26 protein-coding genes are annotated in these 23,176 nt (G+C 65.6%); 17 read left to right on the top strand and 9 right to left on the bottom strand.

Annotated elements, in window-relative coordinates:
* Position 1 precedes the first annotated feature (1 nt).
* From AC2EAL_RS12700 to dusB, 3 genes are read right to left on the bottom strand one after another with little or no spacing between them, the layout of a single operon-like run.
* Complete coding sequence (locus AC2EAL_RS12700; RefSeq protein ID WP_484724593.1) at positions 2–1,366, bottom strand: response regulator; 1,365 nt, start codon at positions 1,364–1,366, stop codon at positions 2–4.
* Positions 1,366–2,463 carry a two-component system sensor histidine kinase NtrB gene (locus tag AC2EAL_RS12695; protein ID WP_484724592.1) on the bottom strand — a complete coding sequence of 366 codons (1,098 nt, stop codon included), beginning with the start codon at positions 2,461–2,463 and terminating at the stop codon, positions 1,366–1,368. The genes AC2EAL_RS12700 and AC2EAL_RS12695 overlap by 1 nt, the downstream gene beginning before the upstream one ends.
* Positions 2,460–3,437: a tRNA dihydrouridine synthase DusB gene (dusB, locus tag AC2EAL_RS12690; RefSeq protein ID WP_484724591.1), complete on the bottom strand. Its 978-nt coding sequence runs from the start codon at positions 3,435–3,437 to the stop codon at positions 2,460–2,462. The genes AC2EAL_RS12695 and dusB overlap by 4 nt, the downstream gene beginning before the upstream one ends.
* Positions 3,438–3,615: 178 nt before the next feature.
* Between dusB and AC2EAL_RS12685 the strand changes: the two genes are divergently transcribed.
* From AC2EAL_RS12685 to AC2EAL_RS12675, 3 genes are read left to right on the top strand one after another with little or no spacing between them, the layout of a single operon-like run.
* On the top strand, positions 3,616–4,734 hold the full coding sequence (locus AC2EAL_RS12685) for a bifunctional 2-C-methyl-D-erythritol 4-phosphate cytidylyltransferase/2-C-methyl-D-erythritol 2,4-cyclodiphosphate synthase (RefSeq protein ID WP_484724590.1): 1,119 nt from the start codon (positions 3,616–3,618) through the stop codon (positions 4,732–4,734).
* Positions 4,731–5,231 (top strand): phosphatidylglycerophosphatase A family protein, encoded by a 501-nt coding sequence (locus tag AC2EAL_RS12680; protein WP_484724589.1) that lies wholly within the window; start codon positions 4,731–4,733, stop codon positions 5,229–5,231. Before AC2EAL_RS12685 ends, AC2EAL_RS12680 begins: the two co-directional genes overlap by 4 nt.
* The gene (locus tag AC2EAL_RS12675) at positions 5,219–5,695 is read left to right on the top strand and encodes a CinA family protein (RefSeq protein WP_484724588.1); all 477 of its coding nucleotides are present in this window, start codon (positions 5,219–5,221) and stop codon (positions 5,693–5,695) included. The genes AC2EAL_RS12680 and AC2EAL_RS12675 overlap by 13 nt, the downstream gene beginning before the upstream one ends.
* Positions 5,696–5,725: 30 nt before the next feature.
* On the opposite strand, the gene AC2EAL_RS12670 is transcribed toward AC2EAL_RS12675, so the two are convergent.
* Both AC2EAL_RS12670 and AC2EAL_RS12665 read right to left on the bottom strand, forming a co-directional pair.
* On the bottom strand, positions 5,726–6,589 hold the full coding sequence (locus AC2EAL_RS12670) for a CE1 family esterase (RefSeq protein ID WP_484724587.1): 864 nt from the start codon (positions 6,587–6,589) through the stop codon (positions 5,726–5,728).
* Positions 6,590–6,658: 69 nt separating this feature from the next.
* The gene (locus tag AC2EAL_RS12665; protein ID WP_484724586.1) at positions 6,659–7,114 is read right to left on the bottom strand and encodes a type II toxin-antitoxin system RatA family toxin; all 456 of its coding nucleotides are present in this window, start codon (positions 7,112–7,114) and stop codon (positions 6,659–6,661) included.
* Positions 7,115–7,238: 124 nt separating this feature from the next.
* On the opposite strand from AC2EAL_RS12665, the gene hpt reads away from it, so the two are divergent.
* From hpt to AC2EAL_RS12645, 4 genes are read left to right on the top strand one after another with little or no spacing between them, the layout of a single operon-like run.
* Positions 7,239–7,784, top strand: a complete 546-nt coding sequence (gene hpt / locus AC2EAL_RS12660; protein WP_484724585.1) for a hypoxanthine phosphoribosyltransferase — start codon at positions 7,239–7,241, stop codon at positions 7,782–7,784.
* Complete coding sequence (locus AC2EAL_RS12655) at positions 7,781–7,957, top strand: hypothetical protein (protein WP_484724584.1); 177 nt, start codon at positions 7,781–7,783, stop codon at positions 7,955–7,957. Before hpt ends, AC2EAL_RS12655 begins: the two co-directional genes overlap by 4 nt.
* Positions 7,958–8,016: 59 nt before the next feature.
* Positions 8,017–8,904, top strand: a complete 888-nt coding sequence (locus AC2EAL_RS12650) for a c-type cytochrome (RefSeq protein ID WP_484724583.1) — start codon at positions 8,017–8,019, stop codon at positions 8,902–8,904.
* Positions 8,905–8,950: 46 nt separating this feature from the next.
* A complete protein-coding gene (locus AC2EAL_RS12645) occupies positions 8,951–9,190 on the top strand; it encodes an N-(5'-phosphoribosyl)anthranilate isomerase (protein ID WP_484724582.1) in 240 nt (79 codons plus the stop codon).
* A 53-nt stretch (positions 9,191–9,243) separates the two neighbouring features.
* On the opposite strand, the gene lipA is transcribed toward AC2EAL_RS12645, so the two are convergent.
* Positions 9,244–10,188 carry a lipoyl synthase gene (gene lipA, locus AC2EAL_RS12640; protein WP_484724581.1) on the bottom strand — a complete coding sequence of 315 codons (945 nt, stop codon included), beginning with the start codon at positions 10,186–10,188 and terminating at the stop codon, positions 9,244–9,246.
* A 384-nt stretch (positions 10,189–10,572) separates the two neighbouring features.
* On the opposite strand from lipA, the gene AC2EAL_RS12635 reads away from it, so the two are divergent.
* A complete protein-coding gene (locus AC2EAL_RS12635) occupies positions 10,573–11,145 on the top strand; it encodes a LysE family translocator (RefSeq protein WP_484724580.1) in 573 nt (190 codons plus the stop codon).
* On the opposite strand, the gene AC2EAL_RS12630 is transcribed toward AC2EAL_RS12635, so the two are convergent.
* Positions 11,142–12,266 (bottom strand): DUF6456 domain-containing protein, encoded by a 1,125-nt coding sequence (locus tag AC2EAL_RS12630; RefSeq protein ID WP_484724579.1) that lies wholly within the window; start codon positions 12,264–12,266, stop codon positions 11,142–11,144. The genes AC2EAL_RS12635 and AC2EAL_RS12630 overlap by 4 nt on opposite strands.
* A gap of 225 nt (positions 12,267–12,491) precedes the next feature.
* Here AC2EAL_RS12630 and AC2EAL_RS12625 point away from each other — a divergent pair, with 225 nt between their 5' ends.
* Positions 12,492–12,776: a DUF6477 family protein gene (locus AC2EAL_RS12625; RefSeq protein ID WP_484724578.1), complete on the top strand. Its 285-nt coding sequence runs from the start codon at positions 12,492–12,494 to the stop codon at positions 12,774–12,776.
* Between the two features lie 42 nt (positions 12,777–12,818).
* Here the strand turns inward: AC2EAL_RS12625 and AC2EAL_RS12620 are convergent, their stop codons facing one another.
* A complete protein-coding gene (locus tag AC2EAL_RS12620) occupies positions 12,819–14,360 on the bottom strand; it encodes a trimethylamine methyltransferase family protein (RefSeq protein WP_484724577.1) in 1,542 nt (513 codons plus the stop codon).
* A 154-nt stretch (positions 14,361–14,514) separates the two neighbouring features.
* Between AC2EAL_RS12620 and guaA the strand changes: the two genes are divergently transcribed.
* Positions 14,515–16,089: a glutamine-hydrolyzing GMP synthase gene (gene guaA, locus AC2EAL_RS12615; RefSeq protein WP_484724576.1), complete on the top strand. Its 1,575-nt coding sequence runs from the start codon at positions 14,515–14,517 to the stop codon at positions 16,087–16,089.
* Between the two features lie 93 nt (positions 16,090–16,182).
* Here guaA and AC2EAL_RS12610 read toward each other — a convergent pair whose 3' ends face one another.
* Complete coding sequence (locus AC2EAL_RS12610; protein WP_484724575.1) at positions 16,183–16,776, bottom strand: nitroreductase family protein; 594 nt, start codon at positions 16,774–16,776, stop codon at positions 16,183–16,185.
* Positions 16,777–16,925: 149 nt separating this feature from the next.
* Between AC2EAL_RS12610 and AC2EAL_RS12605 the strand changes: the two genes are divergently transcribed.
* The 7 genes from AC2EAL_RS12605 to AC2EAL_RS12575 all read left to right on the top strand — a co-directional run bounded on the left by AC2EAL_RS12605 (position 16,926) and on the right by AC2EAL_RS12575 (position 23,159).
* Positions 16,926–17,915, top strand: coding sequence for a zinc-dependent alcohol dehydrogenase family protein (locus AC2EAL_RS12605; protein ID WP_484724574.1), 990 nt, complete (start codon positions 16,926–16,928; stop codon positions 17,913–17,915).
* Positions 17,912–18,184 carry a putative quinol monooxygenase gene (locus AC2EAL_RS12600; RefSeq protein ID WP_484724573.1) on the top strand — a complete coding sequence of 91 codons (273 nt, stop codon included), beginning with the start codon at positions 17,912–17,914 and terminating at the stop codon, positions 18,182–18,184. The genes AC2EAL_RS12605 and AC2EAL_RS12600 overlap by 4 nt, the downstream gene beginning before the upstream one ends.
* Positions 18,185–18,234: 50 nt before the next feature.
* On the top strand, positions 18,235–19,128 hold the full coding sequence (locus tag AC2EAL_RS12595) for a DMT family transporter (RefSeq protein WP_484724572.1): 894 nt from the start codon (positions 18,235–18,237) through the stop codon (positions 19,126–19,128).
* Positions 19,129–19,224: 96 nt separating this feature from the next.
* A complete protein-coding gene (locus AC2EAL_RS12590) occupies positions 19,225–20,313 on the top strand; it encodes an OmpP1/FadL family transporter (RefSeq protein ID WP_484724571.1) in 1,089 nt (362 codons plus the stop codon).
* A 101-nt stretch (positions 20,314–20,414) separates the two neighbouring features.
* The gene (locus AC2EAL_RS12585) at positions 20,415–21,272 is read left to right on the top strand and encodes an ATPase (protein WP_484724570.1); all 858 of its coding nucleotides are present in this window, start codon (positions 20,415–20,417) and stop codon (positions 21,270–21,272) included.
* Positions 21,273–21,334: 62 nt separating this feature from the next.
* Positions 21,335–22,252: a homoserine O-acetyltransferase MetA gene (gene metA, locus AC2EAL_RS12580; protein ID WP_484724569.1), complete on the top strand. Its 918-nt coding sequence runs from the start codon at positions 21,335–21,337 to the stop codon at positions 22,250–22,252.
* The gene (locus tag AC2EAL_RS12575) at positions 22,242–23,159 is read left to right on the top strand and encodes an alpha/beta fold hydrolase (RefSeq protein ID WP_484724568.1); all 918 of its coding nucleotides are present in this window, start codon (positions 22,242–22,244) and stop codon (positions 23,157–23,159) included. Before metA ends, AC2EAL_RS12575 begins: the two co-directional genes overlap by 11 nt.
* The last annotated feature ends 17 nt before the right edge of the window (positions 23,160–23,176 follow it).

Genomic DNA, 23,176 nt, shown 5'->3' with positions numbered 1-23,176 from the left:
GCTACATCAACTTGCGGCGACGGGTTACGCGAATGTCGAGATCGGTGATCTTCTTGCGCAGCGTGTTGCGGTTGATCCCGAGAAGATCGGCGCATTTCGCCTGGTTGCCGGCGGTGGCGTCCAGCGCGATCTCGATCAGGGGCAGTTCGACCTCGCGCAGGATGCGCTGGTAGACGCCCGGGGGCGGCAACTGCCCGCCATGCAGGTCGAAGTAGCGCTTCAGGTGCCGCGCGACCGAGGCGGACAGCTTGTCGCCTTCGACCATGCCGGTCAGCGGTTCGGGGCTGGGTTGCTGACCAAGGACCTGCTCGACCTCGGACCGGGCGATGTCGGTTTCAGTGGCGGTGACCAACAGGCGGCGGATCGTGTTTTCCAGCTGGCGCACGTTGCCGGGCCAGGAGTAGGCGCGAATCAAGTCGACAGCCCCCTGCGACAGACGGCGAATGGTGCCGATTTCGCGTTCGCCCTTGGCCAGGAAATGTTCGGCCAGAAGCGGAATATCCTCGACCCGTTCGCGCAAGGACGGGACATGCAACGTGACCCCGCCGAGGCGGTAGAAGAGGTCCTGGCGGAACTGGCCGGCCTCCATCCGGGCGGAAAGGTCGGTCTGGCTGGTGGCCATGACGCGGGGGGCCTTGTCGCCCAGCATGTCCAGCATGCGGACGGCGCGGGCCTGGGTGTCGGCATCGTAGTCGGCGACCTCGTCAAAGACGATGGAGCCGCCGCGGGCACGGGAGAGGAGCGTCGCAGGCCCGTCGATGCCGGCAAGGTCCGCGGACTGGGCTACGACGAAAGGCAGCGTCCGGCGGTCCGAGAAATCATGGATGGCCCGGGCGATCAGCGACTTGCCAGTGCCGGATTCGCCGGTGATGAGGACGGCGAGTTCGGTGTTCATCACCCGCGCGACCAACCGGTACAGCGCCTGCATGGCCGGAGTGCGACCGACAAGCGGCAGGTCATCCCCGGCCTCGCGTACCGGGACCACGACCTTGGCCGCCCGGCGCTTCTGGTCCAGCGCCTTGGCCGAGCGCTTCATCAGGTCGGGCAGGTCGAAGGGTTTTGGCAGGTAGTCGAAGGCCTCCGCCTCGGCCGCCTGGATCGCGGTCATGATGGTGTTCTGTGCCGAAATGACGATGACCGGCAGGCCGGGGCGCATCTTGGAAATCCGGGGCAGCGCATCCAGCCCGTTGCCGTCGGGCATGATGACGTCGGAAATCACCAGGTCGCCCTTCCCTTCCTCGACCCAGCGCATCAGCGTCATCAGGCTGGACGTCGCGTGGACCTTGCAGCCTGCGCGGGTCAGGGCCTGGGTCAGGACCGTGCGGATCGTGCGGTCGTCGTCGGCGACAAGGATGGTGCCATCCATTACTTCGCTTCCTTCTTCTTTTCGCGGGGGGCCATGGGCAGGGAGACGCGGAACACTGTTCGACCGGGGACGGAATCGACCGAAATCCAGCCGTCATGGTCTGTGATGATCTTGGAGACGAGCGCGAGGCCGAGGCCGGTGCCGTTTTCGCGGCCCGAGACGAAGGGCTCGAAGATGTTGGCGGCGATCTCGGGCTTGATCCCGGGGCCGTCGTCGATGATTTCCACGTTCAGGGGCAGCGCGGCCGAGGGGCCGTCCTTGCGGCGGAGGCGCAAACTGAGGTCGTAAAAGGTGTGGAGCCGGATGGTGCCGCCGTCCTTGCAGGCCTCGGCCGCGTTCTTGATGAGGTTCAGGAACACCTGCATCAGCTGGTCGCTGTCGGCGAAGGTGGGCGGCAGCGAGGGGTCGTAATCCTCGACAATCGTCATGTGGGCGGCAAAGCCGACAAGGGCCGATTTGCGTGCGCGGTCAAGCGCGTCGTGGATGTTCACGGGCTTGCGTTCGGGGGGGCGGAGGTTGCCGAACTGTTCGACCTGTTCCAAGAGTTTCACGATCCGGCGGGTTTCCTCGACGATCAGATCGGTCAGCTCCTGATCTTCGGGCGTGAGGTTCATGCTGAGGAGTTGCGCAGCACCCGAGATGCCAGCGAGGGGGTTCTTGATCTCATGCGCCAGCATTTCGGCCATGCCGATGGCGGACCGGGCGGCGGTCTTTGCGCCCATGGAGCGGCCCATCCGGTCAGCAAGCTCACGCGGGGAGAGGATCAGCATGACGATGCCGGGGTTGTCGTGCATGGGCGCGAGGTGGATCGTGCATTGCACGGGCGGGCGTTCGCCGGTGGTCACGTCCACGTCGTTGATGTTCAGCGGCGACTGGTTGGCGCGGACCCTGACCAAGGCTTCGTCCATCGGGGCATCGATGGCGAGGCGGTCGAAGACGGGCTGGTCCTTCAGGGCCCTGTCAGACGCGTTCAGGAAGGTCTCAGCCGCGGGGTTCGCTTCAAGGATCCGGCCTGCCGTGTCGATCAGCAGGGTGGGCAGGGGCAGCGAGGCCCAGATCACCCCCGGCACCGGGTATGGCATCCGGTAGGGCGTCATGCGGCGAGCTCCAGTTCGGCGAAGGCCTGTTCCAGAAGGACGATGACTTCGGCCGGGTCGGTGGAGGTGAGGATCGGTTCGCGGGCGTGGGGCAGTCCGGCCTCTTCCAGGTACCAGCCCAGGTGCTTGCGGGCCATGCGCAGGCCAAGGTCGCGGCCGTAGAAGGTGAGCATGTCGTCGTAGTGGTCGAGGATCATGCGACCAAGGCGGCCGCCTTCGGGGATTTTGGGGGCGGGGGTGCCGTAGATGTCATGCGCGACCTGGGCGAGCCGCCATGGGGCACCCTGCGCGCCGCGGCCGATCATGATGCCGTCGGCGCCAGACAGGCGCAGCGCCTCACGGGCAGAGGCGGTGTCGGTGATGTCGCCGTTGGCGATGACCGGGATGCGGACGGCCTCTTTGACCGCGCGAATGGCGGCCCAGTTGGCTTGGCCCTTGTAGAACTGGCAGCGGGTGCGGCCGTGGATGGTGATCATCTGCACACCCGCCGCTTCGGCCCGGCGGGCGAGGTCAGGCGCGTTGTGCAGCGTGTCGTCCCAGCCAAGGCGGGTCTTCAGCGTGACGGGCACCTTGACGGCTTTGACCACCGCCTCAATCAGGGTCAGCGCGAGGTCGAGGTCGCGCAAAAGCGCCGAGCCGCAGAGGCCGGTGGTCACGCGCTTGGACGGGCAGCCCATGTTGATGTCGATGACCTTTGCGCCCTGCCCTTCGACGAACTTCGCGCCCTCGGCCATCCAGTAGGGATCGCGGCCGGCGAGTTGTACGGAGGTCGCCTGTTCACCGAACCCGAGTTCGGCCCGGGCGCGGGCTTCGGGGCGGTTGCGGACGACCTCTTCGCTCGCGACCATCTCGCTGACGACCAGCCCGGCGTTGAATTGCGACACCAGCCTGCGGAACGGCAGGTCGGTGATCCCGGCCAGGGGCGCGAGAAACACCGGGGGATCAAGTTGCAGTGGGCCGAGAGGGACGGGCAAAGCCTTATCCTTGTGCAGTTGCGTATCGTGCTAGCCCTGCCAGAAGCCATGACCAAGGCGGGGCGGGTCGATTATGACTGAAAAACATGCGTTGCACAAATTTTAGGCAAACCGACCGTGCAAGCGCCAGATTGTCATGCAGGTCGGGCTGGATTAGGCAGATGGGAAAGGAGCCCACATGCGCACAGCCGTCATCATCGTAGCCGCCGGTCGCGGAACCCGCATGGGCGGCGAGGTTCCGAAGCAGTGGCAGCTGCTGGCCGGAAAGCCGGTGTTGGCGCATGCGGTCGCGGCCTTTGCAGGCATGCAGGTCCTGGTGGTGATCCACCCCGACGACCGGGCCCGCGCGGAGGCGTTGGGCGTGCCGCTGGTCGAGGGGGGAGCGACGCGGGATGCCTCGGTCCTGGCGGGGCTGCAGGCGCTGGAAGGCACCGGGGTCGAGGCGGTGCTGATCCATGACGGGGCGCGGCCGCTGGTCTCACGCGGGTTGATCGACCGGCTTGTGACGGCGCTGGAGGTACATGCGGGCGCGGCCCCTGCCCTGACGGTATCGGATGCGCTGTGGCGCGGGGCCGAGGGGCTGGTTGCGGGGACTGTGGACCGGGCGGGGCTGTTTCGCGCTCAGACGCCGCAGGCCTTTCGCTATGCGCCCATCCTTGCGGCACATCGCGCGCATCCGGGCGGGGCGGCGGACGATGTTGAGGTCGCGCGCGCCGCAGGCCTTGACGTGGTGATCGTCGAGGGCGAGGAAACCAACCTGAAGCTGACCTTTCCGGGTGATTTTGCCCGGGCAGAGGCGATCCTGAAAGGGCGTGACATGGATGTGCGGCTGGGCAATGGCTATGACGTGCATGCCTTTTGTGACGGCGACCACGTCTGGCTGTGCGGGGTCAAGGTGCCGCACGGCAAGGCGCTCTTGGGCCATTCCGACGCCGATGTCGGGATGCACGCCCTGACCGACGCGATCTATGGCGCGCTGGCCGTGGGCGACATCGGGCGGCACTTCCCGCCAAGCGACCCGCAGTGGAAGGGCGCGGCGTCCTGGATCTTCCTCGACCATGCAGTGCGACTGGCGCGGTCGCGGGGCTATGAGCTTGGCAACTGCGACGTGACGCTGGTCTGCGAGCGTCCGAAGATCGGCCCGCATGCCCTTGCAATGCAAGCGGAATTGGCGCGGATCATGGGGGTGGACCCAGGGCGCGTGTCGGTCAAGGCCACGACCTCGGAACGGCTGGGCTTCACGGGCCGCGAGGAAGGCATCGCGGCGCTGGCCACGGCCGTGCTGGTGAAGGCATGAGCAAGGCCGTCGCCACCTTCCTTGGCGCGGGGTTCCTGAAACCGGCCAGCGGAACCTGGGCCAGCGCGATCACCGTCGCCCTGGCGGTGGCGGCCTATGAGGCGGGCTGGGCGCTGGCGGTGCCGGCCGGGTTTGTCGTGGCGACGCTGGCCGGGTTCTGGGCCGTTCCGAAGTACCTGCAGCAGACGGGGGGTGAAGACCCCTCCGAAGTGGTGATCGATGAGGTGGCAGGGCAGCTGCTGGCCTTGTCCTTCACGGTGGTCCCGCTGTGGTGGCACGGCGTGGACCTCTTGGCCGCCTGGCCAGGCTGGGTGGTGCCGTTCCTGCTGTTCCGGCTGTTCGACATCTGGAAGCCCTGGCTCGTGGGCCGGGCCGACCGGATGGGCGGGGCCGCGGGTGTGATGCTGGATGACCTTTGGGCGGGTCTGTTCGCCGGGGTCGGCTCGATGGGGCTTGCGGGGGTCTATCACGGGGTAGTGCAGCCATGGCTGGGGTGAAGATCGAAGAGCTGTTGGCCGAGGCGCGTTACTGGGGCCTCAAGATCGCCACGGCAGAAAGCTGCACCGGCGGGATGGTCGCAGCGGCGCTGACCGATGTGGCCGGGTCGTCCGATGTGTTCGAGCGCGGGTTCGTGACCTATTCCAACGCGGCGAAGGTTCAGATGCTGGGGGTGTCCGAGGCGACGCTTGCAGCCCACGGCGCGGTGTCCGAGCCCGTCGCCCGCGAGATGGCCGAGGGGGCGCTGACGCATTCGGCGGCCGACCTTGCTGTGTCGGTGACCGGCATCGCAGGCCCCGGCGGGTCCGAGTTCAAGCCCGAGGGCCGGGTCTGCTTTGGCCTGGCGCGGAAGGGTCGCGCGACGGCGGTCGAGACGGTGGAATTCGGTGCCCGTGGCCGGGCCAAGGTCCGAGCAGCCGCGCGGGACCATGCCCTGGCGCTGTTGCGCGGCGCGTTGGGCTGAACGGCGACGGGCTGCGCCCCGCCCCGAGGGCTATCTGTAAAGGTCGAAAAAGCGCAGGATTTCAACGTTGGCGTTGATCTCTTCCGTCTTGCCCTCCTTCAGGCGCGCCTTCTTTGCGCCGGGCCAATGATGTGCGCCGCCCTCGACCGTGATCAGGCGGAGAACGACTGCACCACCTCTGCTGTAGTCGGTGATGGTGACCGAGGTTCCGTCGTCGTGCTTGTCGATCTTGCGCGAGGTGGACGTTGTCCGACCCCACGGCGTGAGGAAAGCCTCGACGACCGAAGCGACCGAGGCGAAGTCGGTGCGGGTTAGGCTGGTGTCACCTTTCCCGCCCTCATAGGGCACCATCGTGTCGGCCGTGCCGTGGATGATCAGCGCGGGCACCCTGCCCTGCACCTCGGTTGACCGCGTGTCCATCGTGCCCGCTACCCCGGCCACGGCTCGGGCGAGGTCCGGGTACCGGGCGGCAAAAGTCTCGGCCATGATCGAGCCGTTCGACATTCCGGTCAGATAGACCCCCTCGCCATCCACGCCAAAGCGGCTGGAGGCGTCGGCGATGACCGCTTTCAGAAACCCAAGATCATCGACGCCCTGTCGCGCGGCGTAACCGCAGCAGTAGCCACCGTTCCAGGTCAAGAGCCGCTCGCCGCGACGGCCGCTGCCGGCGGGAAAGGCCACGGCATAACCATTCCGGGTCGCGGTCTGGGCAAGGCGCGAGGCCGAGGCAAACTGGTCAGGGTCGCCGCCGCCGCCGTGGAGGGCCAGGATCAGGGGGGCTCCCTGCGGATTTCCCGGCAGGAAGATTTCGTACCAGCGGTCGCCGAGGCGAATGGTCTCGGCCGCGGCGGGGAACGTGAGGAGAAGGGTCAGCAGGAAGGCGATCAGACGCATGGGTCCCCCGGGGGTTGTTTCAGGGACATACGCAGGCGGGCGCCCTGCCCTACGGCCGCCGGGCAGATTTCACAGGGCAGGCCCGTAAAGCTCTGCCGCGCGGCGTTCGAAGGCGCGGACCACGCGCTGCATCGCGTCATTGAAGACGACCCCGATGATCCCCTGCAGGATGGCGTTGCGGAACTCGAAGTCGACGTGGAAATCGACCTCGCACCCGCCAGGGATGTCGCGGAACGCCCAGTTTGAGCGCATGTAGCGGAACGGGCCATCGAGGTATTCTGTGTCGATCTTCTGGGCCTCGGGCCAGAGCGTGACGCGGCTGCCAAAGCGTTCGCGGAAGACCTTGAAGCTGATGACAAGGTCTGCCTCCATCACCTCGCCACCGCCGGCGATGGGGGTACGCGACCGGATGCGGGCGGCGGAATTCCACGGCAGGAACTTCGGGTAGGATGCCACATCGGCCACCAGATCGTACATCTGGCGGGCGGTGTAGGGCAGGCGCTTGGTTTCGGAATGGGTGGGCATCGGCGTCTCTGTTTGCCGAAAGATGTGACGCGGGGCGTGCGCAAGATCAAGCGGGCGGCATGTCACGGCCTAGGCAACTGTGGCTTTGGACGCTAGGAAGGGGCGGACGCAGCCGGAGCCCGAAATGCCTGACCGCCCCTATGTGATCGACCAGATGATCAGCGCCAAGGCGATTGCCGCGCGGGTCGAGGCGCTGGCGCGCGAGATCACTGCGCATTTCAAGGGCACCGACAAGCTTGTGGTGGTGGGCCTTCTGCGCGGGTCCTTCGTCTTCATCGCCGACCTGGTGCGCGAGATCGAGCTGCCGGTCGAAGTGGATTTCCTGGAGGCGTCAAGCTACGGCGACAGCATGCACTCCAGCCGCGAGGTGCGCATCCTGAAGGACCTGCGCGGTGAGATCGCAGGCCGCGACGTGCTGGTGGTCGAGGATATCATCGACACGGGCTTCACCCTGAGCCATGTCCTGCACCTTCTGAAGGCACGGGAACCGGCGCGGCTGAAAACCTGCGCGCTTCTGGACAAGCCGTCGCGCCGGGAAGTGCCTGTCAAGGCCGACTGGACCGGGTTCGAGATCCCCGATGAATTCGTGGTGGGTTACGGCATCGACTTTGCCCAGCGGAACCGCAACTTGCCCTTCATCGGCAAGGTCCGGTTCACGGAGGCCGGATGAACCAGCTGCACTGGCTGCTGCGCGCCAAGCGCTGGGTGCAGAACCCGCCCTCGGAAGGCCGGGTCAAGCTGGTGTTCGGCGTGGTGGCGATCTGCCTGGTGATTGCGGGGATCGAGTATTTCTTCGGCTGGCCAGACTGGATGACGGTCGACAACTTGCGCCAGAAACCGTGATTGGACGCGGGCGGGGGGTCAGGTAGGCTCCGCCGGACGCTTGGAAGTGGAGAGATGCGATGCGGATCACGCGCTGGCTTGTCCTGCTTGGGCTTGTCGCAGCAGGCGGCCTGTATTGGGTGACACGCCCGCAGCCGCTGCCCGACTCCGCTGTCGCGAACCTGACCGGCGATGCCGCGAAGGGCGAGCTGGTGTTCTGGGCGTCGGGCTGCGCGTCCTGCCACATGGCAGAAAAGGCCGAAGGCGCGGCAGAGCTGGTGCTGGCGGGCGGGCAGCGGTTTCCGTCGGATTTCGGCACCTTTATCGCGCCGAACATCAGCCAGGACCCCGACCACGGGATCGGCACCTGGTCGCTTCTGGACCTTGCCAATGCGATCACCCGGGGCGTGAGCCCAGAGGGAGAGCACTATTACCCCGCCCTGCCCTATGCGTCCTATGCCAAGATGGACATGCAGGATGTCGCCGATCTCTATGCCTTCATGAAGACCCTGCCTGCCGATCCGACGCCGAGCCAGCCGCATGAGCTGGGCTTTCCCTTCAACTTCCGCCAGACGATCGGCGGCTGGAAGCTTCTGTTCCTGTCGGATGACTGGGCCTTGCCGGGCAATTTGACCCCCACGGCGACGCGCGGCCGCTATATCTCTGAGGCGTTGGCGCATTGCGGTGAATGCCACACGCCACGCAACCTTCTGGGCGGGATGGACACGGCGCGCTGGCTTGGCGGGGCACCGAACCCGTCTGGCGACGGGCGCATCCCGAACATCACGCCGGGCAAGCTGGGCTGGTCGGCGGGCGATATCGTACAGTACCTGACGACCGGTTTCACACCCGAGTATGACAGCGTGGGCGGGCACATGGCCCATGTCGTGGAAAACATGGCTCGGCTGCCGGAAACCGACCGTCAGGCGGTGGCAGAGTACCTGTTGGCGGTGACGAGCGTTGAGTGAGCCGCACTTTACCGCGCATTAACCCTGGTGCGGGCAGGATGCTGGCATGAGCCAGCACCAGACATTTCCGCCTGTCAATCATGATCCCGAGGGCTGGATTCGGCTGATCTTCGCGGCCCAGGCCGCCAAAGGTGGCGTTATCCGCCGCTCGATTGCGTGGGTCGACCGTGAGGTCGGACAGGACCGCTTTGTCGATGAAGTCTGGCGGCGCGGCTTCCATCTGTTGCGAACGTCAAACCAGTTCATCGTTGTCTGCAACCGCGACCCCGTGACGCTGGTCTTCTGAGTGATCGAATTTTCGTCGAAAATTCGAAGTCCGAGTTTTCGTCGAAAACTCGTTCAGCCCCGACCCGCCTGGCGCGCGGCCCGCATCCGGGCGAAATCATCGCCGGCATGGTAGCTGGACCGGGTCAGCGGCGTCGCTGAGACCATTAGGAAGCCCTTGCCCCAGGCCGCAGTCTCATAGGCCTTAAACTCTTCCGGAGTGACGAAACGGTCGACCCGGTGATGCTTGGGGGTCGGCTGCAGGTACTGGCCGATGGTCAGGAAATCGACGTCGGCCGACCGCATGTCGTCCATAACCTGCAGGACCGCTTGCCGCGTCTCGCCAAGACCGACCATGATGCCCGACTTGGTGAACATCATCGGGTCCAGTTCCTTGACCCGCTGGAGGAGCCGCAGCGAATGGAAGTAGCGGGCCCCTGGGCGGACCTCGTGATAGAGGCCCGGCACGGTTTCGAGGTTGTGGTTGAACACATCCGGCCGCGCTTCGACCACCTTTTCCAGGGCCGAGGGCGGGCATTTCAGGAAGTCCGGCGTCAGGACCTCGATGGTCGTGGCCGGCGAGCGGTGGCGGATCGCGCGGATCGTCTGGGCGAAATGCTCGGCCCCGCCATCGTCGAGGTCATCCCGGTCCACGCTGGTGACGACGACATGGGTCAGGCCAAGTTCGGACACCGCATGTGCCACCCGGCCCGGCTCGAAGGCGTCGAGGGTCTGGGGTTTGCCGGTCGCCACGTTGCAGAAAGTGCAGCCGCGGGTGCAGATTTCACCCATGATCATCATGGTGGCGTGGCCCTGTGACCAGCATTCGCCGACGTTCGGACAGCCGGCTTCCTCGCAGACGGTGACCAGCTTCTTCTCGCGCAGGATGTCGCGGGTTTTCTTGTAACCCTCGGAGGTGGGAGCCTTCACCCGGATCCAGGCCGGCTTCTTCGGCTGGGCATTGTCCGGGCGATGCGCCTTTTCGGGATGGCGTCCTTCGGGAATCTTGAGGTCGCGCACGGATTTTTCCCCCTGACCAACTGGCTGGTCCTCAGATAAGCGCAAATGCAGCGCAAGGCAACGCGACCGGCCGGTCAGACCGCGCCGCAGCCCCTTGCGCCCAGTGCAATGCAGACGTGCGTTTTGATGACCAGTCCATTCCGTGCCGACGTGATCGGCCCGCGCCTTCTCAGGTGGCGCAGAGGACAGGCAGTCCCGCACGGATCGGAATACCGCGCGCCGCCGTCACCCTGGCCTGTGCGCGCGTTCCGGGGACGGGGAAACCCCGGAAGAAGGGGGGATGCCGGAAACGGTGTCCCCCCTTCCGCTTTTCCGGGCCTGATTGACCCGGATCAAGGTCGTCCCCTTGCCAAACCGTCATCAGGGCCCAGAACCTTGGAGGTCATGATGTCGGTCGTCGAACTTGCGCTTGCGGTCCTGGTCCTGCTGATAACACCAGGGCCGACAAACTCGCTGGTGCTTGTCGCCGGTGCCGAACGCGGCTTTGCCAGGGCGATGCGGCTGATTCCAGCGGAGCTGGCGGGCTATTTCCTGACGGTGGTGCCGCTGGCGCTGATCGGGGCCGCAGTGCTTGACGCACATGCGGGTCTGCGCAGCGCTGTAACGCTGATTGCGGGGGTCTGGGTGGCGATCCTGGCCGTCAAGCTGTGGCGGGTGCCGGAATTGGTTGCCGAGGGCCGGTCGGTCGGCGCGCGCGAGCTGTTCGTGACCACGGCGCTGAACCCCAAGGCGTTGATCTTCGGGCTGGTCCTTCTGCCCTCGCCAGACCGGCTGGGCCTGAACCTGGCGCTGTTCGGCGGGCTGATCGTGGCGGTGGCAGCCCTTTGGGCCGGGATCGGCGCGGTGTTGCGGCGGGGGGCGGGCCAGCCGCGCGCGCTGTTTCTGTTGCGGCGGCTGGCCTCGGTCTGGTTGGCGGCGATCTCTGTCGTCCTTCTTGCGCGCGGGGTCGGCGCCTAGCCGATCAGCGGGCCGGATTTGCCGTAGGTGTCCTCGTAATGCCGGCGCAGCCGCATGAGGGCGATGCGCAGGACGATCTTGCCCGACCGGGCGGCCCAGCCCATGCGCTTTTCGGCGACTTCGAGGCCTTCCAGAAAGCAGCAGCAGCGCAAGGCCACGTCGCCAAGGCCCGGACCAAGATCGCGCAGGGCTGCCGCCACGCGGGCGCGGGCCGAGGACGGGCCCTCGGCCAGACCGCTGTCGGGCTGGAAGGTGCCCCGGTCACCGCCGGTCAGGAACCGGTCCCAGTTCTGGGCCACCCGGGGCCCCATCTGCGCCAGTTCGAAGTCCTCGCGCAGGCGTTCGGCGGCAGCCACGAGTTCGGGCTCCAGGAAGGGCTTGCCGTCCCGGTCCCGGCGACGGCCCAAGAGGGCCACCGGGCTTTCGGCCATGTTGTAGCGCACACGGCGCGGCCCTGCGTCATCCATCACCTCGCGGTCGCCCCAGACGCGGTGCTGGTCACCGAAGGGCGTGGCGGCCTCGGCCATCCCCTGGCGGCGACGGTCTTCCTCGTCCACCATCCGTTTCAGCGCAGCCCGCCCCGCCGAGGTGATCTCGTAGGTGGAAACGCGGCCTGGCTTGCGGCAGGTCACCCAGTCCTTCAGCGCGAAGGCATGGGCGACCGACCGTTCCAGCACCGCCGTGCGCAGGCTTTTCCCGTCGGGAAGCTCACGGATCACAACGGCCTTGTCCAGGTCCGGGGCGATGGCCATCACCGCGCTCGGCTCGGCCAGCCGACGCAAGACACGCATGCCTTCGCGCATCAGGGCCTGTTCGTCGCAGAGTTCGGGCTGTTCACCGGCTGCGGTCTGGCGCGGGTGAATGGACATGGAATCATCCTTTCGGGCTATTGCATCGGACTGGCGGAGAACACGTCTGGAGATCGCGGAAAGCGCCTCGTCCATCAGCGGGTCCTCACGGCGGTTCTCGAACCGTCGCACCTGTCGCAGGATGGTTGAGGCATGCAAACCTTCGCGCCGTGCCAGCTCCCGTAGCGATGTGCCGTCTTCGGTATGATCGAGGTAATGACGCACAGCAGCAGGAAGCCAGTCGGGCAGGCTGGCGGCAGTCAATTCTGGCAATTCGGTCGTCCTGTTTTTGTCCACAACCCGGCTGCAATGTGTCCAGCCTTGGACTTTTGCAACCTTGGGTCGAAATGGTTACCTGTTCGTTAAGCTTGCGGCTGGTCACAACAATTCGATGAAATTATTAAACTCTTCGGTAACCTCCGTGCGCTGGTTCGCTGTTTTCGCAACGCAAGGTTGTATTGGGTCAGGATGTCGCCGTCCAGATTACGGAGGATAACGATGACTGACTGTCACACCCTGCTTTCCACCCTGCGTCGCCCCCGGCTTCTGATGCGCGCTGCGCGCTTTGGACTGGGCGAATACCGGCGTGAGCGCGACCTGCGTCGCTATGTCGAACGGGCCGGCTCACCCGAAGAGACGGTAACATCGCTGATGACGGTCGAGGCGGGGCTGGAGAAGACGCGCGTCGCCGGCGATGCGGCCTATTCGGTGGCACGGCACATCGAAGTGCTGATCGCCATCCTCGCCGAAGCGCAGTTCCTGCGGCGGGGCGGCATTGCCTGACCAAGGAAAGGGAAAGGGGCGGAAGATCCGCCCCTTTTTCAATCAGATGAAGGCATCCGGCATCTCTGACTTGCGCCGGGTTACGAACCCCTCCAGCGCCTCGCGGATGCCGGGGTCAAGGTCGGGGGCCTGGTAGTCAGCCAGCTGTTTCTTGACCTTTTCGTTCGCCAGCGCCTGGGTGTCGCGTGCGCCTTCCTCGGCCCAGGTCTCGAAGGGCTTGTAGTCCAGAAGGTCCGACCGCCAGAAGGCCGACTTGAAGTTGGCCTGGGTATGCGCGCAGCCAAGGTAGTGGCCACCGGGGCCGACTTCGCGGATAGCATCCATCGCCTGGCCGTTCAAATCGACCTGGATCCCCTGCGCCAGGTGATGCAGCGTGCCCAGCTGGTCGGCGTCCATCACGAATTTTTCATAAGAGCTAACGAGGCCCCCCTCCAGCCAGCCGCAGGCGTGGAGCATGAAGTTGACACCGGCGAGCAGCGCCATGTTCAGCGAGTTCGCGGTTTCATAGGCCGCCTGGGCGTCGGGCAGCTTGGACCCGCAGAACGACCCGCCCGACCGGTAGGGCAGCCCCAGGCGCCGCACCAGCTGGCCCGCGCCGTAGGTGATGTGCGCGGCTTCCGGCGTCCCGAAGGTCGGAGCGCCCGAGTTCATGTCGATGCTGGTGACGAAAGCCCCGGCAATGACGGGCGAGCCAGGACGGACCAGCTGCGAATAGCTGACGCCCGCAAGGATTTCCGCCAGCACCTGGGTCAGCGTGCCTGCCACTGTCACCGGGGCCATCGCGCCGCCGACGATGAAGGGCGAGACGATGGAGGCCTGGTTGTTGGCTGCATAGACTTCCAGGGCGCCCATCATGATCCCGTCGAAAACCATCGGCGAGTTGATGTTGATCAGGCTGGTCATCACCGTGTTCTGGTCGACGAAGTCAGACCCGAACAGGATCTTCGCCATGTCGACCGAATCCTGCGCGCGGCTGGGTTCCGTCACAGACCCCATGAACGGCTTGTCCGACAGCGTCATGTGGGCAAGCAGCATGTCGAGGTGGCGCTTGTTGACCGGGATGTCGGTCGGCTCGCAGACCGTGCCACCGGAATGGTGCAGCCACTTCGACATGTAGCCGAGCTTCACGAAGTTCTGGAAATCCTCCAGCGTCGCATAGCGGCGGCCGCCTTCCATGTCGCGGACGAAGGGCGGGCCGTAGACCGGGGCCAAGACCAGATTCCGGCCACCGACTTCCACGTTCCGCTCCGGGTTCCGGGCATGCTGGGTATAGGTCTTCGGCGCGGTGGAGATCAGCTTGCGGGCAAGACCGCGGGGGATATGCACCCGCTCGCCCTTCACATCGGCCCCCGCATCGCGCCAGCGGGCCAGCGCGGCGGGGTTCTCGACGAAGTTCACCCCGATCTCTTCCAGCACCGTCTCGGCGTTGTGCTCGATGATCTGGAGCGCTTCCTCGTTCAGGATCTCGAAGTTCGGGATGTTGCGCTGGATGTAGCGCGCGGTCTCGAAGCTGATCGCGGTGCGTTCCGCCCGGCGGCTGGCGCCCCCACCACTGCGCGCCCTGCGCCCTGCAACTTCGTTCATCTTTGCCTCCGATCCGGTTTGCCGCCCTTATGCCGCCAAACCCGGGGCGACCGCCCCCTGAAACCGTCCTATCCTTTCCAAAACCGACATCGCCCGGGGTCGCAAACGACATCGCCCGTCTTGCGCTTGCGGTCGCGCCAGCCTAATCGGACGCATGAGCCAGACACACGACCGCCTTCTCATCATCGACTTCGGGTCCCAGGTGACGCAGCTGATCGCGCGCCGCCTGCGTGAGCTGAACGTCTATTGCGAAATCCACCCCTACAACCGCATCGACGAAGGCTTCCTGAAGGCCTTTGCGCCGAAGGCGGTGATCTTCTCGGGTGGCCCGGCCTCAGTCTACTGGGAGAACGCCCCGATGCCCCCGAAAGGGGTGTTCGAGATGGGCGTGCCGATCCTGGGGATCTGCTACGGCCAGCAGGTGATGATGCACTGCCTCGGCGGACATGTCGAAGGCGGCCACGGCACGGCAGAGTTCGGCAAGGCCTTCGTCACGCCCACCGCCTTGACGCATCCCTTCCTGGCCGGGTGGTTCGAAACCGATGCCGGCCCCCAGGCGCAGGAACAGGTGTGGATGAGCCACGGCGACCACGTCTCGAAGATCGCGCCGGGGTTCCAGGTCTACGGCACCTCGCCCAACGCGCCCTTTGCGATCACCGCCGACCCGCAGCGGCATTTCTACGCCGTCCAGTTCCACCCCGAGGTGCACCACACCCCCAAGGGCGCGCAGCTGTACGAGAACTTCGTGAAGCTGGCCGGGTTCAAGGGCGACTGGACGATGGGCGCTTATCGCGCCGAGATGATCGAGAAGATTCGCGCTCAGGTCGGCGACAAGAAGGTCATCTGCGCGCTGTCCGGCGGGGTCGACAGTTCGGTCACCGGACTCCTGTTGCATGAAGCTATCGGCGACCAGCTGACCTGCGTTTTTGTAGACCACGGCCTACTGCGCTTGGGCGAAGCCGAGCAGGTCGTCCAGATGTTCCGCGAAAACTACAACCTCAACCTGATCCACGCCGATGAAAGCGACCTTTTCCTCGGCGCGCTGGAGGGGGTCTCGGACCCAGAGGTCAAGCGCAAGACGATTGGCAAGCTGTTCATCGACGTCTTCCAGAAATACGCAGCCCAGATCGAGGGCGCGGAGTTTCTGGCGCAGGGGACGCTTTACCCTGACGTGATCGAAAGCGTCAGCTTCTCGGGCGGCCCCTCGGTCACGATCAAGAGCCACCACAATGTTGGCGGCCTGCCCGAGAAGATGGGCCTCAAGCTCGTCGAACCGCTGCGCGAGCTGTTCAAGGACGAGGTCCGCGCCCTTGGCCGCGAGCTTGGCCTGCCGCAAAGCTTCATCGGCCGCCACCCCTTCCCCGGCCCCGGCCTCGCCATCCGCTGCCCGGGCGAGATCACGAAGGAAAAGCTGGACATCCTGCGGAAGGCCGATGCGGTCTACATCGACCAGATCCGCAAGCATGGCCTCTACGACGAGATCTGGCAGGCCTTCGCCGCGATCCTGCCGATGCGCACCGTGGGCGTGATGGGCGACGGGCGGACCTACGACTATGCGCTGGCGCTGCGGGCGGTGACGAGCGTGGACGGCATGACCGCCGACTACTATCCCTTCACGCATGAGTTCCTGGGCGAAACCGCCACGCGGATCATCAACGAGGTCAAGGGCGTGAACCGCGTCTTCTACGACTGCACCTCGAAGCCGCCGGGCACGATCGAGCTGGAGTAACCAGCCACGGTCGTGCCCGATTCGCGGGCAACCTTTACGGTCTTGCCCGTGACGGCAGTCTGGCGTTGGCCTGTGAAACGGATCCGGCCCGCGTTAGAACCGACCGTGATGCGCCGTCTCGGCCAAGGGCTTGCGCTGGCTGGGTTTTTCCCGCGCTGCAAGGTCGTCGGGCAGTGCTTCTGCCGGCCCCTGCTCGCCCACCGCGACCACGCAGTGCAGCGTGTGCCCGTCAGGCAGATGCACAGCCGCCGCCAGCTTTTCGCGGTCAAAGCCGCCCATGGCATGCGCGACCAGCCCCATCGCCTGCGCCTGCAGGGCGAGGCTCATCCAGGCCGCGCCGGTATCAAAACCCGCCGTGCGGTTCGGCACCTCAGCGCCCTCACGGTTGGTGACCGTGTCCCTTGATGCGACCACCACCAGCACGGCGGCCTTCCCGGCCCAGACCAGGTTGTTGCCGGTCAGGCAGCCGTGCAGTGTCGCAAAGGCCTCCTCTCCCCGTCTGGCCCAGACGAATCGCCAGGGCTGGTGGTTGGAGGCGGAAGGCGCCCATCGGGCAGCCTCCAGCAGCAACATCACCTCAGCTTCGCTGAGCGCACGATCGGTAAAGGACCTCGGCGACCAGCGGTCGGTGAACTGCGGGGCGACCGGGTGGTCGGGCTGACGACTGGCGGTTTGGTCCAGGCTCATGCGTGCATCCTGTTGCTTTCGCGATGAGATAGGCCGCATCACCCGCCGCGGCAACCACCCCTGGCGGCCAGAGGCTGTTTGCCGGTGCACAGACCCCCGCGACAGGCGCGCCATGCCATGCCATGATCCGGCGAAGAGGGAGGATCAGGATGCAGGCAGTCCGGCTACAGGCAGTGGGTCAAATCGAGGCAGTGGCGGTTCCCGAGCCGACGCCCGGCCCCGGCGAGGTTCTGGTCCGGGTCGAGGCCGCCGGCATCTGCGGCACCGACCGGCACCTGTACAAGGGCGAGTTTCCCTGCAAACCGCCCGTTACCCTGGGTCACGAATTCGCAGGCGAGGTGATCGCCGCCGGGGACGGGGTCACCCTGCCCCTCGGCACGCGTGTCGCCTGCGATCCGAACATCGCCTGCGGCGCCTGCGACCAGTGCCTGCGCGGGCGGACCAACCTGTGCATCCGCAACGTGGCCATCGGCATCCACCGCGATGGCGGCTTTGCCGAGCTGGCCGTGATCCCGGCCCACCGTGCGGTTCCGGTTCAGGACCTGCACCCGCACCATGCCGCCTTTGCCGAGCCCCTGGCCTGCACGCTGCACGGCGTTGACATGGGTGCGCCGATCCCGGGCGAGCGTGTGATCGTCCTCGGCGGCGGGGTCATCGGGCTTCTGGCCGTGCAGCTGGCCCGCCTTGCGGGGGCGGACGTCACCCTTGTCACCCGGCACCCCACCAAGCGCGCGCTTGCCCTGGCCATTGGGGCTTCCCAGACGGCTGCGAACGAGACCGAGGCGCGCGCGCTTTTGCCCAAGGGGGCCGACCTGGTGCTGGAATGCGCAGGCGTGGCGGACACCGTGGAAATGGCGCCCCGCCTGACCCGCTCCGGCGGGCGCGTCGTCATCCTGGGCGTCATGCCTCAGGGCGAAAAGGTGCGGATCGAGCCCTTCGACCTTCTCTTCCGCGAGGTCCAGCTCTTGCACAGCTTCATCAACCCTTTCACCCAGACCCGCGCAGTAGCCCTGCTTGGTGCAGGCCGGATCGATGTCGCCCCCCTGATCTCGCGGACCATCCCGCTGGCCGAAGCGGCAGCGGTCATCGCCAATCCCGCGGCAGCAGGAGAGGTCAAGGTGCTGGTCGTGCCGGGATGATGCGGCTTTTCGGGCGGTTGATCTGCCGGAACGCGGACGAAGCGGCGCTCGTCGCCAGCCATCTTCCAGACCACATCCGGGCAAGCCGCGCCGAGCCCGGCTGCCTGTCCTTTGCCGTCACACGGACCGAGGACCCGCTGATCTGGCGGGTCGAAGAAAGCTTCGTCTCGCAAGCCGCTTTCGAACACCACCAGTCCCGGACCCGGACGAGCCGGTGGTTCACCGCGACCCAGCATATCCGGCGCGAGTACCAGACAAGCGAAGACTGACCCGGTTCGCGTGGACTGGACATTTGCCGCGTGACACGCAAGTTGGCCGCATGAGCCACCCCCAACGCCAGCTTGCCGCCGCTGCCTGGATGACCGGAGCCATCGCCGCCTTCACGGCCATGGCGATCGCCACCCGCCAGATCAACGGCGCGCATGACACGTTCGAGATCCTGGCCTATCGGTCGATGTTCGGCTGGGTGATCATCGTGGCCATTGCCGCTGCCCTTGGACGGCTGGGCGATGTCCGCACCGAACGGCTTGGCAGTCACGTCCTGCGCAACATCTTTCATTTCACCGGGCAGTCGCTGTGGTTCTGGGCGATCACGCTGATCCCCCTGGCCCAGGTCTTCGCGCTGGAGTTCACCTCGCCAATCTGGGTGATCCTGCTGGCCCCGCTGTTCCTCGGCGAACGGCTGACCCGGCGCAAGCTTCTGGCTGCGGCACTTGGCTTTGCCGGTGTGCTGATCGTCGCCAATCCAGACTTTGGAAAGATCGAGCCCGGCGTCCTGGCCGCCGCCGGCGCCGCCTTCTTCTTCGCCACGACCACCGTGATGACCAAGGTACTGACGAAGGGCGAACCGATCCTGTCGATCCTGTTTTGGCTGACGCTGATGCAAGCGGTGTTCGGTACGGTGGCGATGAGCCTCTTCGGCACCATCACCCTGCCCTCGCTGGCTACGCTGCCCTGGCTGGTGCTGATCGGGATTTCGGGAATCACCGCGCATTTCTCGCTGACCACCGCGTTGTCGCTGGCGCCAGCAAGCACCGTGGTGCCCGTCGACTTTGCCCGCCTGCCGATCATCGCCCTGGTTGGCGCGGTCTTCTACGACGAACCCGTTGAGTTTTCGTTGTTTGTTGGCGCCGGGCTGATCTTCCTGGGAATCTGGATCACCTTGCGCAGTGGCGCACCCGCGCCACAGGACGTAGCGGTCACGAAACCGTGACGCGGCGTCATTGATTGACCCAAGATGTCGCAGGGCTTAGCCTTTCCCGCAGGGGGAATTCCCGGGGATGGGAATTCGTGTTGAGGGATGAGCACAATGAAACGCATTCTGATGGCGACAGCCGCCACCTTGGCAATGGCTTCGATCGCACAGGCGGGCGGGATTGACCGGTCGGGTCAGGGGCTGGGTGCCCTGTTCGAAAAGGGCCGCTATGTCGAACTGTCCTTCGGCCTTGCCTCGCCCACCGTCGAGGGCGTCGATGTGGCTGCCCAGCCGACGGGCGATGTGGCCGGGACCTATTCGCAGCTTGCCTTCAGCTACAAGTACGACATCAACGACAAGCTTTCGATGGCGCTGAACGTGGATCAGCCCTTCGGCGCTGAAATCCTTTACGGCACGACCTCTCCGGTCCTCGGTCGCACTCTTGCAGAAGCAAGTTCCTATGCGGTGACCGGCATCCTGCGCTACAAGTTCAACGAGACTTTCTCGGTCCACGGTGGTCTGCGCATGCAGAATGCGGGTGGCAACATCCGCCTGCAGGGGGCGGCATATGGGCCGTTGTCCGGCTACACCGTCAACCTGGATCGAGATTGGGCCCCGGGCTACCTGGTGGGCGTCGCCTATGAAAAGCCCGACATCGCCCTGCGCGTCGCGCTGACCTACAACTCGGCGATCAAGCACGACTTTGACACCACCCAGACCATTCCTCCGACAACCGGCTCGTCCACCGAAGTCGAGACGCCGCAGTCGATCAACCTGGACTTCCAGACCGGCGTTGCCAAGGACACGCTGGTCTTCGGTCAGGTCCGCTGGGCCGACTGGTCGTCGTTCCTGATCGACCCGACGAACTTCCCCGGGAACGGCCTGGTGGAACTTGAAGACACCATCACCTACACGCTGGGCGTGGCCCGCCGGTTCAACGAGAACTGGGTCGGGACTTTCTCGCTGAACTACGAAGGCGAAGGCACCGACGACCTGGTCTCGCCGCTTGCGCCGACCAACGGCCGGATCGGGGCGACCATCGGCGCGATCTACACGATGGACAACATGAAGATCACCGCCGGCATCAACTATACCCAGCCGGGCGATGCCCGCCCGGAAACCGGAACACCCGACATCGCACGTGCGTCGATGACCGACAGCTCGGTCATCGGGGTCGGCGTCAAGGTCGGCTGGTCGTTCTGACCTTCCGGCCCTGCAACGGTCTCGAACCCCGCCTTCGGGCGGGGTTTTTCGTTGTGGAACGCCCACGGCACCGGTAACAGGGGCCGCGAAGAGGTGATGCGATGATCTACCGCTCTGGCGCTGACTATCTGAAGGCCCCCCGCAAGCGGGTCATGCTGTTCGGCATGTCAGGCCTGGGCAAGACCTACCTCTCTACCCTCTTGCGCGACCACGGCGACTGGTTCCACTACTCGGTCGATTACCGGATCGGCACCCGCTACATGGGCGAATTCATCGCCGACAACTTCAAGCGCGAGGCGATGAAGGTCCCCCTCCTGCGCGAACTCTTGATGACCGACAGCGTCTATATCGCGTCGAACATCACCTTCGACAACCTGGCACCCCTGTCCACTTACCTCGGCAAGCCCGGCGATCCGGCCAAGGGCGGCGTCCCCTTCGCGGAATACATGAAGCGCCAGGAACAGCACCGGGCGGCAGAGGTCGCCGCGACGCTGGACACCGCACGGTTCATGGAGCGGGCCGAGGAAATCTACGGCTACCCGAACTTCGTCTGCGACACCTCCGGTTCCATCTGCGAGGTGGTGGAGGCAGAGGACCCGACCGATCCGGTGATGAAGCAGCTGTCGGAGACGCTGCTGATGGTCTGGATCAAAGGGTCCGAAGCGCATACGGCCGAGCTTGTCCGGCGCTTCGACCGCGCGCCGAAGCCGATGTACTACCAGCCCCACTTTCTTCATGCGGCGTGGGAAGAATACCGCGCAACCCATTCCGTAACCGAGGAAACCTGCGATCCCGATCACTTCGTCCGCTGGACCTATGCCCGGGCCCTCGCCCACCGCCAGCCGCGCTATGCCGCGATGGCGCGATGGGGCGTGACGGTGACCGCCGAGGAGGTGTCCGAGGTCCGCTCCACCGCCGATTTCAACGCCCTGATGGCCAGCGCCATCGACCGCGCGTGACCTTGCAACACTGACAGGAAACCCCTAGCTCTTCCGCTTCCGAAGGCCCAAGGACCCCGACCATGCCCATCACGCTTCCCGAAACCCTGCCCGCCTATGACGTGCTGCGGTCCGAAGGCGTCATGGTCATGTCCCCTGACCGCGCCGCGCATCAGGACATCCGCCCCTTGCGGATTGGCCTCCTGAACCTGATGCCGAAGAAGATCCAGACGGAAAACCAGTTCGCCCGGCTGATCGGCGCGACGCCGTTGCAGATCGACCTGCAGCTGATCCGCATGTCGGAACACCAGACCAAGAACACCGCCGCCGAACACATGGCCGCGTTCTATCGTCCGTTCCAGGAGGTCAAGGGCGAGAAGTTCGACGGCCTCATAATCACCGGCGCGCCGATCGAGCATCTGCCCTTCGAGGAGGTGACCTATTGGGACGAACTCTGCGAGGTGATGGACTGGACCCAGACCCACGTGCAATCCACCTTCGGTGTCTGCTGGGGCGGCATGGCGATGATCAACCACTTCCACGGCGTGCAGAAGCACATGCTGGACCACAAAGCTTTTGGCTGCTTCCGCCACCAGAACCTGGCCCCAACCTCGCCCTACCTGCGCGGATTTTCGGATGATTTCGTCATCCCGGTCAGCCGCTGGACCGAGATGAAACAGGCCGAGATCGACGCGGCTCCGGGCCTGCGGACGCTGCTTGGCAGTGACGAAGTCGGCCCCTGTCTGGTCGAGGATGCGGGGCACCGCGCGCTCTATATCTTCAACCACTTCGAATACGACAGCGATACGCTGAAGCAGGAATACGACCGCGACGTGGCCAACGGCACGCCGATCAACGTGCCGATGAACTACTACCCGGATGACAATCCCGCGCGGCCGCCGCTGAACCGGTGGAGAAGTCACGCGCACCTTCTATATGGCAACTGGATCAACGAGATCTATCAGTCGACGCCGTATGACATTGACGAGATTGGCAACTAGTATCCTCATCGCCGCCCTTGGTCTTGCCGGTGTCACGCACTGGCGGGCCTCGGCGCGTGAAGCTGCGGCAGAAGCGGCCTTCCCGCCGTCGGGCCAGTTCGTGACGGTGGACGGCAAGCGGCTGCATTACGAGATGATGGGCGAAGGCCCGGATCTCGTGATGATCCACGGGGCCTCGGGGTCCTTGCGCGATCTGACCTTCAGTTTGCGCGACCGGCTGACCGACCGCTACCGCGTGATCGTGGTGGATCGCCCCGGGCTTGGCCATTCCGACCCGCTCGACGAGACGAGCCTTCGGGCGCAGGCCCGCTTCATCAAGGCGGGCGTGGCGCAGCTTGGGGCGACGGAGCCCATCGTCCTTGGCCAAAGCTACGGAGGGTCGGTCGCGCTCGCCTGGGCGCTGGACGGCGGGCCCCGCGCACTGGTGCTGGTTGGATCGCCCTCGCTGCCCTGGCCCGGGACGCTCGACCCCTGGTATCGGCTGACCGCGACCTGGCCCGGCAAGCAGCTGGCAATCCCGCTTGCCTCGGCCTTCGTGCCGCAGTCCTACGTGTCCTCGGCCACTGCGGCGGTCTTCGCCCCGGACCCGGTGCCGGACGGCTATGAGGCGCATCTGGGGGCTGCGCTGACCCTGCGGCGACAGACGCTGCGCGCGAATACCAGCCAGATCAACGCCTTGCGTGCCGACCTTGTGACAATGGAGCCACGCTATCCCGGCCTGACCCTGCCGGTAGAGCTGATCCACGGCACCGCCGACACCATAGTGCCGCTGGATATCCATTCGCAGCCCATATCTCTCCTGCTGCCCAATGCACGGCTCACGGTGATCGACGGCGCGGGACACATGCCGCATCACAGCCACCCGGGCCTGGTCCTCGCCGCAATCGACCGCGCCGCATTGCGCTGAGGCTGGCAATCGCCATA

This window comes from Tabrizicola sp. T74, assembly GCF_057219935.1.
The sequence above is the reverse complement of the archived record's forward strand: the minus strand, read 5'-3'. Positions and strand labels throughout refer to the sequence as shown.